Source organism: Aquitalea aquatica, assembly GCF_013911085.1.
Taxonomy (GTDB): domain Bacteria; phylum Pseudomonadota; class Gammaproteobacteria; order Burkholderiales; family Chromobacteriaceae; genus Aquitalea; species Aquitalea aquatica.
Map to the genome: position 1 here is coordinate 13,755 of NZ_JACERN010000001.1, position 14,267 is coordinate 28,021.

Sequence of the window (14,267 nt, forward strand, 5' to 3'; positions counted from 1 at the left end):
TGTCAGTTGTTTTTCAGGCCGTGCAGCACCAGATCCAGCGCGTCTTTGAGAAAGCCGAGCGGGTCTTTGGTGGAGCCGATGCAGCAGCCAGGCAACTGGCCGAAGGAGTGGCTGAAAATCATGGTGGTCAGCAAGGGAGCCAATAGCGCATCCACGGTGTGCACCAGCGGCACTGCGCGGAATTCACCACTGTCGATGCCGCGTTGCAGCACCATGCTCAACATCTGGTTGCTGGGGGCGATGACCTCATCGAAATAAAACTGGGCCAGTTCCGGGAAATTGGCAGCTTCGGCAATCATCAGCTTGCACAGCCCGGCGGACTGGGCGCTGCCTACTTGTTGCCACCACTGTTCCACCATGCGGTGCAACAAGACACTGGCCGAACCGTCAAAGTCGCGGGCAATCTGGTCTAGTTGCTGCAGATTGGCGACGATGGTGCCGCGGGCAATTGCCTTGAAAATTTCTTCCTTGTTCTGAAAATACAGATACGGCGTGCCTTTGGTTACGCCGGCGGCGCGGGCGATGTCTTCCATCTTGGTGGCGCGATAGCCTTTTTCTACAAACAGGCCTAGTGCGGCATCCAATATTTCTGTGGGTCTGGCTTCTTTTTTCCTGCGCCAGCGGGCGATAGGGCAGTTTTCGGTCATGGATTTAACTGAATTCATATTCATTAATGCCCTGCAATGTAGTGCAATCGCCTTGTCATGACAATTAATAAATCACTGTTCATTAGCTTGATTGATTAGAATGCAACACATTGTCGCCAGTGGCCGGAATGGCTCCGGTCCTTATCCTCAGAAGGAGATTGTCGTGTCTGTAAATGCCGCTGAAAAAGCGTTGGTTCTCGCCGAGGCCCTGCCGTATATCCGCCGTTTTTCCGGCAAGACCATCGTGATCAAGTACGGTGGCAACGCCATGACCGACGATGCGCTGAAAGAAGGCTTTGCCAAGGACATCGTGTTGCTCAAGCTGGTGGGCATCAACCCGGTGGTGGTGCATGGCGGCGGCCCGCAGATCAACGAACTGCTGGAGCGCGTGGGCAAGGAAGGCAAGTTCATCCAGGGCATGCGGGTGACCGACCAGGAAACCATGGATGTGGTGGAGATGGTGCTGGGCGGCCTGGTGAACAAGGAAATCGTGTCGCTGATCAATACCCATGGCGGCAAGGCCGTGGGCCTGACCGGCAAGGATGGCCACTTCATCCGCGCGGAAAAAATGTTCCTCAGCGATGAGAGTGAAGACAAGATCGACATCGGCCAGGTCGGCGAGATCTCCAGCATCGATCCGGCGCTGGTGTCGCTGCTGGATCGCCAGGATTTCATTCCGGTGGTGGCCCCTATCGGCGTGGGCAGCAAGGGCGAGGCCTACAATATCAATGCCGACCTGGTAGCCGGCAAGCTGGCCGAAACCTTGAATGCCGAAAAGCTGATCCTGATGACCAACACCCCAGGCGTGCTGGACAAGGAAGGCAAGCTGCTGACCGGGCTGACCGCCGAGCAGGTGGACAGCCTGTTTGCCGATGGCACCATCCACGGCGGCATGTTGCCCAAGATCAGCTCGGCGCTGGATGCGGCACGCAGCGGCGTGAATACCGTGCACATCATCGATGGCCGTGTGCCGCATGCGTTGCTGCTGGAAATCATGACTGACGACGGTGTTGGCACCATGATTCGCGCCAGCTAGGCGTCAGCACACAATAAGCAAGGCCGGCAACAGCGATGTTGACCGGCCTTTTTCATTTGCGTGTAGAAGTCTGTCTGCTGTGCGGCATACCTTCTGCCATTTCGTTGATCAGTCTTGTTCTATAGTATTGAAACAGGTTGTTTCAGGTTCTCGTGGCCGAACAAGGAGGGTGCAATGCAGACAGTCAGACAGTTGCTGGAGCAGAAGTCCGGGCGTGTACTGGTGACGGTATCGCCGGAAAGTACCGTGTTTCAGGCTTTGCAGGTGATGGCGGAGCATGATGTCGGTGCCGTGCTGGTGATGGAGGGCGGCGATGTGGTGGGGATATTCTCCGAGCGCGACTATGCGCGGCGCATCGTGCTGCAGGGGCGTACTTCTGCTGGCACCCGCATCCGTGACATCATGACCAGCAAGGTGGTGTATGTCACACCAGACCAGAACTCCGATCAATGTATGGCGTTGATGACCGAAAAACACATCCGCCACTTGCCGGTGCTGGAGGGCAAGACGGTACAGGGCATGTTGTCCATTGGCGACCTGGTACATGCCACCATTCAGGAACAAGAGCAGGTGATCAATCAGCTGGTGCATTACATTCAGAGTGCTTGAGTCCCTGCGTGCAAGAAAAAAGCCGCCTGTTGGCGGCTTTTTGCTATCTGGCGCGGCTGATCAGGCCACCGGCACAATGCGCTGGCGCAGGGCAATCAGCGCCGGCGCTACTTGCTGCTGCATCACTCCTGCTGTGAAGGCAAAGGCCGGGCCGCTGGCGTTCAGGCTCATTGGCGGCTGGCCCGGGTTGGGTGAGGGCAGGTGCACGCCCACGGCCATCACGTCCGGTTCGTATTCGCCAAACGATGCCGAGTAGCCGCAGTGCTGATATTCCGCGCTGGCCTGTTGCAGACGCTGCTGCAAGGCCGGCCAGCGTTCGCCATAGCGTGCAGCCAGTTCGCCATCCAGCTGACTGCGTGTGCTATCCGGCAGTCCGGCATAAAAGGCCCGGCCAATGGCGGTGGTGGCAATCGGTACGCGTGAGCCCACGGTCAGCTGTACGCTGACCCGTGACTGACTGCGGCAGGTTTCCAGGTAAACCATATCCGTGCCATCGCGCATGGCCAGGCTGATCGACACATTGTTTTCCAGGGCAAATTCCCGCATCAGCGGGCCGGCTACCTGGCGGATGTCATAGCTGGCCAGCACTACCGAGCCCAGTGCCAGCAGCGCTACGCCCAGGCGGTAAAAGCCGCTGTGTTCATCCTGCGACAAATGACCCAGCTTGGTCAGGGTGTAAGTCAGGCGTGACACCGTGGACTTGGGCAGACCGGTACGCTTGGCGATTTCCAGGTTGGACAGCGCCGATTCGCCGGGGCGGAACGCCGCCAATACCTGCAAACCCCGCGCCAGCGCGGTGACGAATAGCCGGTCCTTGTCATCCTCTTCCTGCATTGCATTCCTCATTTCTATCTTGATGGCCTGGATTTCCCAGCCTGGCGCTGCGGCGCGAGCGGCAAGCATAGCCTGCTTGTGGCCAGGATCAAACAAAACGCTTTACAGCCGAATTTGGAGTTGTTAGTCTATTCTGCAATGTAAAACGCAATTCCGCAATGCGGAACAAGCAAAACCAAGGAGAACTCTCGATGGCCGCATCCAACAGCCGCGCACCCTTTGCCTGGGAAGATCCCTTCCTGCTGGCCGATCAGCTGACCGAAGAAGAACGTCTGGTCCAGCAGACCGCCGAAGCCTATTGCCAGGATCGCCTGATGCCGCGCGTGCTGACGGCCAATCGTGAAGAACGCTTCGATCGCGAAATCATGAGCGAGATGGGCGAACTGGGCCTGCTGGGTTGCACCATCGACGGCTACGGCTGTGCCGGTCTCAGCCACGTGGCTTACGGCCTGGTAGCCCGCGAAGTGGAGCGTGTCGATTCCGGCTACCGCTCGGCCATGAGCGTGCAGTCCAGCCTGGTGATGCACCCGATCTGGGCCTATGGCTCGGAAGCACAGAAAGACAAATACCTGCCCAAGCTGGCCACTGGTGAATGGGTGGGCTGTTTCGGCCTGACCGAGCCGGATGCCGGCTCCGACCCGGCCGGCATGAAAACCCGCGCCCGCAAGGTAGACGGCGGCTATGTGCTGTCCGGCAGCAAGATGTGGATCACCAACAGCCCGGTGGCCGATGTATTCGTGGTATGGGCCAAGGATGATGAAGGCGAAATCCGCGGCTTTGTGCTGGAAAAAGGCATGAAGGGCCTGTCGGCCCCGAAGATTCACGGCAAGTTCAGCCTGCGTGCTTCCATCACCGGTGAAATCGTCATGGACGAAGTACTGGTGCCGGAAGATGCCATCCTGCCTGGTGTGAAGGGTCTGAAAGGCCCGTTCGGCTGCCTGAACAAGGCGCGCTTCGGTATCGCCTGGGGCGCCATGGGGGCTGCCGAATTCTGCTGGCATGCTGCCCGCCAGTACACGCTGGATCGCAAGCAGTTTGGTCGCCCGCTGGCTGCCACCCAGCTGATCCAGCTCAAGCTGGCCAATATGCAGACTGAAATTGCCCTAGGCCTGCAGGCAGCCATCCGTGTCGGCCGTCTGCTGGACGAAGGCAAGGCGGCGCCGGAAATGATTTCGCTGATCAAGCGCAACAATTGCGGCAAGTCGCTGGACATCGCCCGTATCGCTCGCGATATGCACGGTGGCAACGGCATTGCCGACGAATTCCACGTCATCCGCCATGTGATGAACCTGGAAGCCGTCAACACTTATGAGGGCACGCATGATGTGCATGCCCTGATTCTGGGCCGAGCCCAGACCGGTATTCAGGCATTTGCCTGATAGCACAGCGGGGGCATGGCTCCACCTGCCCCTGTTGTTGGTTCCTGTCTGTCCTTGTGAGGCCCGGTGAGTACCGGGCCCTTTTTTTGGTGCACAGCGTAATGCGGCTGCCGTGGCGGCAGCATCACTCTGTCCATCCGGTTGCTGTTGCAGCGGCCATCAAACCAATCAGGAGAGCAACATGGCGGGCGCACTCGCAGGCATCAAGGTTCTGGATCTATCCCGTGTACTGGCCGGCCCCTGGGCGGGCCAGTTGCTGGCCGACCTGGGTGCCGAAGTGCTCAAGGTCGAGCGGCCCGGTGCCGGCGACGATACCCGGCAGTGGGCACCGCCCAGCTTGCCGGATGGCACGGCGGCCTATTTTTTGTGCGCCAACCGTGGCAAACGCTCGGTGACGGTGGATATCACCAAGCCGGAAGGGCAGGAGATTGTGCGTGCGTTGGCACGCGATGCCGACGTGGTGATTGAAAACTACAAGGTGGGCGGCCTGAAAAAATACGGGCTGGATTACGACAGCCTCAGCCAGCTCAATCCGCGGCTGGTGTATTGCTCCATTACCGGTTTTGGTCAGGATGGCCCCTATGCCGAACTGCCCGGCTACGACTACATCGTGCAGGGCATGTCCGGCCTGATGAGCATTACCGGCCCGGCCAACGGCGAACCACACAAGGTGGGTGTGGCGGTGACCGACCTCTTTACCGGCATCTACGCCAGTAATGCCATTCTGGCGGCCATCATCGCGCGTCAGAGCAGCGGCAAGGGGCAGTACATCGACATGGCGCTGTTTGATTGCGCGCTGGCGTCTTTGGCCAACATCAATATGAACTGGCTGATCGGCCAGCAAGTGCCGCCTCGGCTGGGTAATGCCCATGCCAATATCGTGCCCTATCAGGTGTTTGCCTGTGCTGATGGGCATTTCATCCTGGCCTGCGGCAACGACAAGCAATTCCGTGCGGTGTGCCAGGTGATTGGCCTGCCGGCACTGGCCGACGACGAGCGCTTTGCCAGCAATCCGCTGCGGGTGAAACATCGCGAAAGCGTGGTACCCGTGCTGGCCGAAGCCTTCATGGGCAGTACCCGCGAACAATGGTTGAAACGGCTGGATGAAGCCGGTGTGCCCTGCGGTCCGATCAATACCGTGGATGAAGCCTTCCGCGATCCGCAGATTCAACACCGCGGCATGGAAATACACTTGCAGGACAGCGTAGGGCAAAATGTGCCCTTGGTAGGGTGTCCGATCAAACTTTCCGGCACGCCAGTCGAGTACAATCAGGCCCCTCCCAAACTGGGTGAACATACCGACGACGTACTGCGCGCGCTGGGCTACGACGCTGCCAGGATTGCCACACTGCGTGAGCAAGGCACCGTTTAAACGCTTGTTTGATTTTGACGAGCGAGGCCGCTTCATTGCATGATGACTGCCAGCCAATAAGGACAGCCCACCGGGCGCAAAGGAGATGTGGTGCAACGCGATTATATGGAATACGACGTAGTAATCGTCGGTGGCGGCCCTGCCGGGCTGTCTGCCGCGATTCGCCTGAAACAAGTGGCCGAGGCCAAGGGCCAGGAAATCAGTGTCTGTCTGCTGGAAAAGGGCTCGGAAATCGGCGCTCATATCCTGTCGGGTGCCGTGATTGAAACCGGTGCACTGGCTGAGCTGATACCGGACTGGAAAGAAAAGGGCGCGCCGCTCAATACCCCGGCACTGTCCGACCGTTTCCTCTACCTGACGGAAACCGAATCCATCCAGCTGCCCACCCCGCCGCAGATGCACAATCACGGCAACTACATTGTCAGCCTGGGCAATTTCTGCCGCTGGCTGGGTGAGCAGGCCGAAGCGCTGGGCGTGGAAATCTACCCTGGCTTTGCCGCTGCCGAAGTGCTTTATCACGCCGACGGCTCGGTCAAGGGCGTGGCCACCGGTGCCATGGGCACCGGCAAGAATGGTGATGAGCCGGGCGAGCCCGGCATGGAGCTGTGGGCCAAGCAAACCCTGTTTGCCGAAGGCTGTCGCGGTTCGCTCACCAAGATGCTGTTCGAACGCTTTGCGCTGCGTGATGGTGCCGACCCGCAAACCTATGGCATCGGCATCAAGGAACTGTGGGAAGTGAAGCCGGAGCACCACAAGCCGGGCACCATTACCCATACCGTGGGCTGGCCGGTGGACACCGCCACTTACGGTGGTTCTTTCATGTATCACCTGGAAGACAACCAGGTGGTGGTGGGCTATGTGGTGGGTCTGGATTACACCAACCCCTATCTGTCGCCGTTCGAAGAGTTCCAGCGCTTCAAGACCCACCCGGCTATCAAGGGCGTGTTTGAAGGCGGCCGTCGCCTGTCCTATGGCGCGCGTGCCCTGTCCGAAGGCGGCATCCAGAGTCTGCCCAAACTCACCTTCCCGGGTGGCGCGCTGATCGGTGATACTGCCGGCTTCCTCAATGTGCCGAAGATCAAGGGTACCCATACCGCGATGAAGTCGGCCATGCTGGCTGCCGATGCGGTATTCGAGCTGCTGCAGGCCAATCCGGAAGTACAGGGACAGGAAGCCGTTGGCTATTCCGCCAGCTTCAAGCAAAGCTGGCTGCGTGAAGAGCTGCACCAGGTGCGCAATATTCGCCCGTCCTTCCGCTGGGGGCTGTGGCCGGCGATGATCTATTCGGCCATCGACACCTTCCTGTTCCGTGGCAAGGCACCGTGGACGCTGCGACACAAGCATGCCGACCACGAAACACTGCTGCCCGCCAGCCAGTGCAGCCGTATCGACTATCCGAAGCCGGACGGGGTGCTGACCTTCGACCGCCTGTCCTCGGTGTTCATCTCCAACACCAACCACAGCGAAGACCAGCCGCCGCACTTGAAGCTGAAGGACGCTGCGGTGCCGATCAGCTTCAATCTGGCCAAGTACGATGCCCCGGAGCAGCGCTATTGCCCGGCCGGCGTGTATGAAATTGTCGGTCAGGAAGAAGGCAGCCCGCGCCTGCAGATCAACGCACAGAACTGTGTGCACTGCAAAACCTGTGATATCAAGGACCCCAGCCAGAACATCAACTGGTGCACGCCGGAAGGCGGTGGTGGTCCCAACTATCCCAATATGTAAGCGGCCCTTGTCGCTGCTTGTTGCAAAAGCCCGGCATACAGCCGGGCTTTTTTGTGCAATGCAATGTTTTTTACCTGTCTGCCTTGACAGGTAGCAGGCCTTGTTGGCAGGATGGTCAACATGATTACTTTCTCCGCAGTCTTTAACGCCTATTTTTATTGGTACCGCAGCTCACGGCGGCTCCAAGGGGCGTCTCTGGACTAAGAAAAAGTACAAGAGAACGAACAAACCCGATAAATGCCGCCGCGGTCAATCCGGCGGCATTTGTTTTTTCAGCAGACAAATCAGCTCCGGACCCACCCAGGCAAGCCCGACTGGAGATGCAGGTCATGAATGAAGTCAGTGATGCAAGGCAGATAGCCCGAGAAAGCGCCAGTCTGGCGCTGGACGGTGCCGCATGGTCCCTTACCCTGTTGACCGATGGCGAGGCCTTGGCCAATGCTGTCGCACCGCAAGCGGACCACCTGTATCGCTACCTGCAGCAAGACCAGACAGCGGCCACACCGCTGCTGGAATCCCTGCTGCCGGACATTCGTGCCTTTGCCATGTTGCTGGCTTCCACGCGCCAGCATCACCGCTGTTCGCCCGAACGTTTTACCGATGCGACAGACTGGCTGGCGGCCCGTATTGTTGTGCTCGAACTCAGCCATGTTGCCGTTACCCTGCCCGAACTGACGCAGCTGGACGAGGCGAACCGCCGTCTCAAGCTGCTGTCGGAACAGTTGCAGCTTAAACTGTCGCCGGCAGCCCCGGTGCTGCTGACCGCGCCTGAGGCCGAGCCCGGTGTACTGCGCGGCTGGAGCCGACAGCGGCAGAGCGGCATGGTGGGCACGGTGCATGGCATGCAATCCATGCTGATGGCCTCGCGTCTGGTGGCGCAGCAATGTCGTCAGCGGCTGCAACCCTTCTGGCACGGCCTGCAGGCTGCGCGCCGCGGCTAATACATCGATAAGCGGAAAGACGATGCAACTACAAACGCGTGATGATGAGCGCAAACTGAATAATCTGACCCTGGTGGTGTATATCCTGCAGGGCTTGAGCCTGTTTACCGGCGTACCCATGCTGGTCGGCGTGATCATTAACTATCTCAAGCTGGATGATAGCCGTGGTAGCTGGTATGAAAGCCATTTCCGCTGGCAGATCAAGACCTTCTGGGTAGGGCTGCTCGGCACTGTGCTGGGCTATGCCCTGGTATGGATACTGGTCGGCTTTGCCATTCTGGGCCTGACCTGGCTGTGGTGCTTGTACCGTGTGCTGCGCGGTTTTCTGGCTTTCAATGATGGCAAGGGGCTGCCGCTGTAAGGCAGGAAAAAAGACGGGCAACCATTGCCGGCTGCCCCAAAAGGCCCTGAGCCGGTTGCCGGATTGTCATCCGTCCCAATGAAAAACCGTGTGCTGACACGGTTTTTGTGCTGTAGGGCCTACGTCGCTATCACTAAACTGACTAGGTCTGGCTGGTGTGCAAGGCGGATTGTCACCCCAGACGAAGCGCAACCATGCTAGCTCCGGGCGGTCTTGGCTGATAGCAAAATGACAACGTCACTTGTCGTAGGTCAAGTTCTACCACGGCAGAACAAAAGCCCGACAAAACAAGGCTGTGGCGTAATGGCTCCGGCTTTGGCACAATGCGCAACCTTCAGTCCGATGTGAAATCATGCAACAAGAAGATCTGCAACGGCTGGTCAGCACGACCATGCCTTTTGGCAAACACCAGGGCACCCTGCTTTGCGATTTGCCCGGCAACTATCTCAACTGGTTTGCTCGCGAGGGTTTTCCGAAGAGCGAAATTGGCCGTCTGCTGCAATTGATGCAAGAGATCGACCACAATGGACTGAGCTATTTACTGGACCCGTTAAGAAAGCGTTAAAAGCATGGCAATTCAATGGTTTCCCGGCCACATGAACAAGGCGCGCAAAGATGTGATGGAGCGCCTGAAAGACATCGATGTGGTCATCGAAATGCTGGATGCGCGCTTGCCGGCGTCCAGCGCCAATCCGATGCTGGCGCGCATGGCCAAAGGCAAGCCGCGCCTGATGATCCTCAACAAGCAGGATCTGGCCGATCCGGCCATCACCACGCAGTGGCTGGACTGGTATCGCGCCAAAAAGCAGACCCAGGCCATTGGCCTGGATGCCGGAGAGCGTGCGCCATCGCAAAAGCTGGTAGCTGCCTGCCGCGAACTGGCCCCCAATCGCGGCGGTCTGGACAAGCCGTTGCGGGTGCTGATCTGTGGTATCCCCAACGTGGGCAAGTCCACGCTGATCAACAGCATGAGCAGCCGCAAGATCGCCAAGACCGGCAATATGCCGGGGGTGACCAAGAACGAGCAGCGTATCATCCTGGACGATGATGTTGAGCTATACGATACGCCCGGCATGCTGTGGCCCAAGATCGAAGTGGAAGAGGGGGGCTATAATCTGGCCGCCAGCGGTGCCGTTGGCCGCAATGCCATGGATGAGGAAGAAGTCTCGCTGGAGCTGCTCAAATACCTGCTGCAACACTACGTGCCACAACTGACTGCCCGCTATCGCCTGGACGAGGTAGACGGCCTGCAAGACTGGCAGGTACTGGAAATGATAGGCCGCAAGCGTGGTGCCATGCTGGGTGGTGGTCGCGTCAACATCCAGAAAGCTGCTGAAATCGTGCTCACCGATTTCCGCGATGGCAATACCGGCCGCATCACCCTGGAGCGCCCGCAGGAATGGGTAGTCTGGGAAAAGCGCGCCAAGGAACTGGCCGCACAGAAAGCGGCTGCCCGCGAAGCCATGATGAGCGAAAAGGACAAGCGCAAGCACGCTTCGCGCGGCTCACAAGATTGATATCGGTTTTGTCGATAACAGGATCGCGCAGAATGCAGCCAAGAGCATTGCGCCATCCTGTTTCGATGTTTGTTCTGAAGTTCATGATCACCAGTACATGCTTGTGCGCTAGTCTTGTCTAGAGCGGCGTCATGGTGGCATATATTATGCTTTTGACTGAAATACTTCGGCCAGAAAATGTGGGTCTGCCCACTAAATGGACAGTAGCGTGACTGTCCTCTTCTCTTTACCTTGCTCGACAGTTTGGCTTCCGACGAGATTCCACAGGAGGCCGATAGTTCACCAAACTGCTACTTTGCGGTGCACTGTCCTCTCTCAACCAGACATTCGCCCATCCCTGCCGGAGGTGTGTCATGAGCTTGAAGCAAGATCATACTGTCCTGGCATTCTTTGTTCTCGCCATCCTTGGTTTTGTCATTACCTGGTACTACAACTTGCAGTACCTGATGCAAGGGGGTGGTCTGGTGCCAAGCGAATTCTTTGTGGCTGCCTTCGCCAATTCTCTCACTACAGCCATCACCATTGATGTCTATCTGTCAGCCATTGTATTTTCCGCTTGGGTTATCAGTGATTCACGGCAATCACAGCTTAAGTGGCCATGGGTTTATATCCTTGTCTGTTTTTCGATTGGCTTGGCGGTAGCCTTCCCCTTGTACTTGGCGTTTCGAGAACTGGCAAAAATTAAGACCTGCTCTACCAAGCCCTGAGGCGGCGTTGGTGCTTCGGTATTTACAGCGCAAGCTTGCTGGCTGCAAACCTGCCTGTCATCAATCAGTCGCCTGATTCTGGACTGCTGTTGACCATGGCCGCGTCATGTCCAATGGTCTGGTTTTCCCACTTTACTCATTCTTTGTTTGCAGCCTGCCCGCCCGCTGTGGTGTGGATTGTGCGGATCGCTATGCCAGCGTACTGCCATAGCGGACAGTAGCTGCCGCATGTCCACGGCCCTACCTTGCTCCTCTGTTTCGTCCGCATGGCAAGCCCGTTGTGTTGCTCGCGGAACGGTTGGGCAATCCTATCTGGCGGCTAGAGGTGGCAGGGCATGACGACTAATAAATCAATTTCCCGGCGGCGGCAGATTATTGCTGCAGTCGTTGGCAATACGCTGGAATGGTACGACTTCATCGTCTACGGCTTCATGACCAGCATTATTTCCAAGCTGTTTTTCCCGGCAGACGGCAATGAATTCATTTCTCTGCTGATGGCAACGGCTACTTTTGGCGTTGGGTTTTTCATGCGGCCTGTGGGGGGGGTGCTGCTGGGCATCTATGCCGACCGTAAGGGGCGCAAGGCAGCCATGCAATTGATCATGGCCATTATGGCCCTGGTGTCCTTGCTGATTGCCTGCGCGCCACCCTATGCGGCTATCGGGGTGGCTGCTCCGCTGCTGATCGTGCTGGCGCGCCTGCTGCAAGGTTTTGCAACTGGTGGCGAATATGCCAGTGCCACGGCCTTTCTAGTGGAGGCCGCACCCGCTGACCAGCGCGGCCTGTATGGCTCCTGGCAACTGGTGGGGCAGATGCTGGCCATTCTGGGCGGTGCCGGCATGGGCGCGCTGATCACGCATAATCTGGATCAGGGGCAACTGGAAAGCTGGGGCTGGCGGATTCCCTTTCTGATTGGTTTGCTGATTGCCCCGGTGGGCTGGTGGGTGCGCCGTCACATGGACGAAACAGAGGCCTTTCTCGAAGCCAGTCAGCCGCAGGCGACGGCCCCCGGTCTGGGTGGGCAGCTGCAACAAAACCGGCGCAATATCCTGTTGACCATCGGCCTGACCATTCCCGGTACGGCAGGTTTTTATGTCCTGCTGGTGAATATGCCGGGCTATGTGCATCGCCAGTTCGGCTTGCCGCTGGATCAGGCCTTTGCTATCCAGATGCTGGCCGTGGCATGGATGACCGTCCTGATTCCCTTCTCCGGGGCATGGTCCGACCGGATAGGCCGACGGCCCTTGCTGTTATGGCCCTATTTCATTTTCTTGCTGATGGTTTACCCCGGCTTTGCCTGGCTGGCCGATGCCCCGAGCATGGGCCGGCTGCTGGTGGTTCAGCTATTGTTCTGTACTCTGCTGGGGCTGGCTTTCGGACCGGCTCCAACGGCGGTGTCTGAGCTGTTCCCGGTACGGGTGCGTTCCACCGGCGTTTCCATTGGCTACAATCTGGCGGTGATGATTTTTGGAGGCTTCGCGCCCTTTATCGTCACCTGGCTGGCCGGTAGTACGGGTTCGCCGATTGCACCGGTTTACTATCTCTTGCTCTCCACCGCATTGGGCGTGATCGCTTGCTATTTTCTGCCGCGAGGCCGTCCTGAGACCGCCGCAATCGTGTCGGCATCACTTGCCACTTCCAACGCAGCCTCCGGGGAGCCGTCATGAATACGCCTAATACTGGTCTTGATCCGATTGTGGCGCTGGATGCGCTTCCCCTGTCGCAGGCAATTCACCAGCGGAAGCTGTCTTGTGTCGAGGTGATGCGCAGCTATCTGCAGCACATCGACCGAGTGAACCACCAGGTTAATGCGCTGGTGTCGCTGCAGGATGAAGCTTTGTTGCTGCGGCAAGCTGCGCAATGTGATGCTGAATTAGCCCATGGCGAATCTCGTGGCTGGTTACATGGCATACCGCAGGCCATCAAGGATCTTTCTGCCACGCGTGACATCCCGACGACCATGGGCTCAAGCCTGTATCGCCAGCATCAGCCTGCCAGTGACGGCATCATGGTGGAGCGCATGCGCAAGGCGGGGGCCATCTTCATTGGCAAGAGCAATACCCCGGAATTCGGTGCGGGTTCGCATACCTATAACGCGGTATTCGGTGCCACCGCCAATGCTTATCAGCCGGAGTTGTGTGCTGGTGGTAGCTCGGGAGGGGCTGCCGTCGCCCTGGCTTTGCGTATGCTGCCGGTGGCCGATGGCAGCGACATGATGGGTTCGCTGCGTAATCCGGCGGCATTCAACAATGTATTCGGCTTTCGCCCCAGTTGGGGAGCGGTGCCACTGGGGCCAAGCCCGGAGCTGTTCTTGCAGCAACTGGCGACCGAAGGGCCGATGGGGCGTACCGTGCCGGATATTTTGGCGCTATTGCGCACTCAGGCCGGTGCGGATACCCGGGCGCCACTTGCACATGGTGCCATTGCCGGGCTGGAGCAGTCGCTGCAGCGTGATGTCAGTGGCTGGCGACTGGGCTGGCTAGGCGACTGGAATGGCTATCTGCCTATGGAGCAGGGGGTGCTGCAGCAGTGTGAGCAGGCCTTACCCGATTTTGCTGCTCTGGGCTGCCAGCTGGAGGCGTGCACGGTGAATTTCGATCCGTCCTTACTGTGGGAAAGCTGGGAGGTCCATCGCCACTGGCTGATGGCAGGTAGCCTGCTGGCGGATTATCAGGATCCGCTGCGTCGCCAGCAGCTCAAGCCTGAATTACAGTGGGAGATCGAGGGTGGTCTGCAACTGACTGCGCTGGATGTCTACCGTGCATCGCGCATACGCAGCGACTGGTATCGTGCCGTGTTGCAGCTATTCGAGCGATTCGATTTTCTGCTATTGCCCAGCGCCCAGGTTTATCCCTTTGCCCTGGAACAGCACTGGCCGCGCATGGTGGGGGGCCGCGTCATGAGTAGCTATCACCGCTGGATGGAGGTGGTGATCGGGCCGACCATGGCCGGCTTGCCGGTGATGAATGTGCCGGCTGGCTTTGGCAGCAATGGTTTGCCGATGGGTTTGCAAATCATCGGACGGCCACGGGCAGATATCGAAGTATTGCAGCTGGCCCATGCTTACGATGGGCAGCGGCGTTGGGTGCAGAGCATCCTGCCTGAGCTGTTGCAGGCGACAGCCCGCTAGTCTGGGTGG

14 protein-coding genes are annotated in these 14,267 nt (G+C 58.5%); 12 read left to right on the forward strand and 2 right to left on the reverse strand.

Going from position 1 to position 14,267, the window contains the following annotated elements; genetic code table 11:
* Positions 1 to 2: 2 nt before the first annotated feature.
* Positions 3 to 671 (reverse strand): TetR/AcrR family transcriptional regulator, encoded by a 669-nt coding sequence (locus H2Z84_RS00065; RefSeq protein ID WP_258869238.1) that lies wholly within the window; start codon positions 669 to 671, stop codon positions 3 to 5.
* Between the two features lie 139 nt (positions 672 to 810).
* Between H2Z84_RS00065 and argB the strand changes: the two genes are divergently transcribed.
* On the forward strand, positions 811 to 1,683 hold the full coding sequence (gene argB / locus H2Z84_RS00070; protein WP_103522820.1) for an acetylglutamate kinase: 873 nt from the start codon (positions 811 to 813) through the stop codon (positions 1,681 to 1,683).
* Positions 1,684 to 1,857: 174 nt separating this feature from the next.
* Entirely contained in the window at positions 1,858 to 2,292 is a 435-nt protein-coding gene (locus tag H2Z84_RS00075) for a CBS domain-containing protein (protein WP_181834165.1), read from the forward strand.
* Between the two features lie 60 nt (positions 2,293 to 2,352).
* Here the strand turns inward: H2Z84_RS00075 and H2Z84_RS00080 are convergent, their stop codons facing one another.
* Complete coding sequence (locus tag H2Z84_RS00080; RefSeq protein ID WP_181834166.1) at positions 2,353 to 3,126, reverse strand: IclR family transcriptional regulator; 774 nt, start codon at positions 3,124 to 3,126, stop codon at positions 2,353 to 2,355.
* A 191-nt stretch (positions 3,127 to 3,317) separates the two neighbouring features.
* On the opposite strand from H2Z84_RS00080, the gene H2Z84_RS00085 reads away from it, so the two are divergent.
* The 10 genes from H2Z84_RS00085 to H2Z84_RS00130 all read left to right on the forward strand — a co-directional run bounded on the left by H2Z84_RS00085 (position 3,318) and on the right by H2Z84_RS00130 (position 14,258).
* Positions 3,318 to 4,505 carry an acyl-CoA dehydrogenase gene (locus H2Z84_RS00085; RefSeq protein WP_103522807.1) on the forward strand — a complete coding sequence of 396 codons (1,188 nt, stop codon included), beginning with the start codon at positions 3,318 to 3,320 and terminating at the stop codon, positions 4,503 to 4,505.
* Positions 4,506 to 4,686: 181 nt separating this feature from the next.
* On the forward strand, positions 4,687 to 5,877 hold the full coding sequence (locus H2Z84_RS00090) for a CaiB/BaiF CoA transferase family protein (protein ID WP_181834167.1): 1,191 nt from the start codon (positions 4,687 to 4,689) through the stop codon (positions 5,875 to 5,877).
* A 105-nt stretch (positions 5,878 to 5,982) separates the two neighbouring features.
* Positions 5,983 to 7,602: an electron transfer flavoprotein-ubiquinone oxidoreductase gene (locus tag H2Z84_RS00095; RefSeq protein ID WP_181834284.1), complete on the forward strand. Its 1,620-nt coding sequence runs from the start codon at positions 5,983 to 5,985 to the stop codon at positions 7,600 to 7,602.
* Positions 7,603 to 7,931: 329 nt separating this feature from the next.
* A complete protein-coding gene (locus H2Z84_RS00100) occupies positions 7,932 to 8,543 on the forward strand; it encodes a hypothetical protein (RefSeq protein ID WP_181834168.1) in 612 nt (203 codons plus the stop codon).
* A gap of 22 nt (positions 8,544 to 8,565) precedes the next feature.
* Entirely contained in the window at positions 8,566 to 8,904 is a 339-nt protein-coding gene (locus H2Z84_RS00105) for a DUF4870 family protein (protein ID WP_181834169.1), read from the forward strand.
* 352 nt (positions 8,905 to 9,256) lie between these two features.
* A complete protein-coding gene (locus H2Z84_RS00110) occupies positions 9,257 to 9,469 on the forward strand; it encodes a DUF3820 family protein (protein WP_059285267.1) in 213 nt (70 codons plus the stop codon).
* Between the two features lie 4 nt (positions 9,470 to 9,473).
* Positions 9,474 to 10,421, forward strand: a complete 948-nt coding sequence (ylqF, locus tag H2Z84_RS00115; protein ID WP_181834170.1) for a ribosome biogenesis GTPase YlqF — start codon at positions 9,474 to 9,476, stop codon at positions 10,419 to 10,421.
* A gap of 353 nt (positions 10,422 to 10,774) precedes the next feature.
* Positions 10,775 to 11,128, forward strand: coding sequence for a DUF2834 domain-containing protein (locus H2Z84_RS00120; RefSeq protein WP_181834171.1), 354 nt, complete (start codon positions 10,775 to 10,777; stop codon positions 11,126 to 11,128).
* Between the two features lie 335 nt (positions 11,129 to 11,463).
* A complete protein-coding gene (locus H2Z84_RS00125; RefSeq protein WP_181834172.1) occupies positions 11,464 to 12,795 on the forward strand; it encodes an MFS transporter in 1,332 nt (443 codons plus the stop codon).
* Complete coding sequence (locus H2Z84_RS00130; RefSeq protein ID WP_181834173.1) at positions 12,792 to 14,258, forward strand: amidase; 1,467 nt, start codon at positions 12,792 to 12,794, stop codon at positions 14,256 to 14,258. The genes H2Z84_RS00125 and H2Z84_RS00130 overlap by 4 nt, the downstream gene beginning before the upstream one ends.
* Positions 14,259 to 14,267: the final 9 nt, after the last annotated feature.

Bases quoted from the DNA above. Each gene is read 5' to 3' on its own strand.
- H2Z84_RS00110 (WP_059285267.1), top strand. From the start codon at position 9,257: ATGCAACAAGAAGATCTGCAACGGCTGGTCAGCACGACCATGCCTTTT.
- H2Z84_RS00105 (WP_181834169.1), top strand. From the start codon at position 8,566: ATGCAACTACAAACGCGTGATGATGAGCGCAAACTGAATAATCTGACC.
- H2Z84_RS00130 (WP_181834173.1), top strand. From the start codon at position 12,792: ATGAATACGCCTAATACTGGTCTTGATCCGATTGTGGCGCTGGATGCG.
- ylqF (WP_181834170.1), top strand. From the start codon at position 9,474: ATGGCAATTCAATGGTTTCCCGGCCACATGAACAAGGCGCGCAAAGAT.
- H2Z84_RS00080 (WP_181834166.1), bottom strand. From the start codon at position 3,126: ATGCAGGAAGAGGATGACAAGGACCGGCTATTCGTCACCGCGCTGGCG.
- H2Z84_RS00090 (WP_181834167.1), top strand. From the start codon at position 4,687: ATGGCGGGCGCACTCGCAGGCATCAAGGTTCTGGATCTATCCCGTGTA.
- H2Z84_RS00075 (WP_181834165.1), top strand. From the start codon at position 1,858: ATGCAGACAGTCAGACAGTTGCTGGAGCAGAAGTCCGGGCGTGTACTG.
- H2Z84_RS00100 (WP_181834168.1), top strand. From the start codon at position 7,932: ATGAATGAAGTCAGTGATGCAAGGCAGATAGCCCGAGAAAGCGCCAGT.
- H2Z84_RS00120 (WP_181834171.1), top strand. From the start codon at position 10,775: ATGAGCTTGAAGCAAGATCATACTGTCCTGGCATTCTTTGTTCTCGCC.
- H2Z84_RS00095 (WP_181834284.1), top strand. From the start codon at position 5,983: ATGGAATACGACGTAGTAATCGTCGGTGGCGGCCCTGCCGGGCTGTCT.
- H2Z84_RS00125 (WP_181834172.1), top strand. From the start codon at position 11,464: ATGACGACTAATAAATCAATTTCCCGGCGGCGGCAGATTATTGCTGCA.
- H2Z84_RS00065 (WP_258869238.1), bottom strand. From the start codon at position 671: ATGAATATGAATTCAGTTAAATCCATGACCGAAAACTGCCCTATCGCC.
- H2Z84_RS00085 (WP_103522807.1), top strand. From the start codon at position 3,318: ATGGCCGCATCCAACAGCCGCGCACCCTTTGCCTGGGAAGATCCCTTC.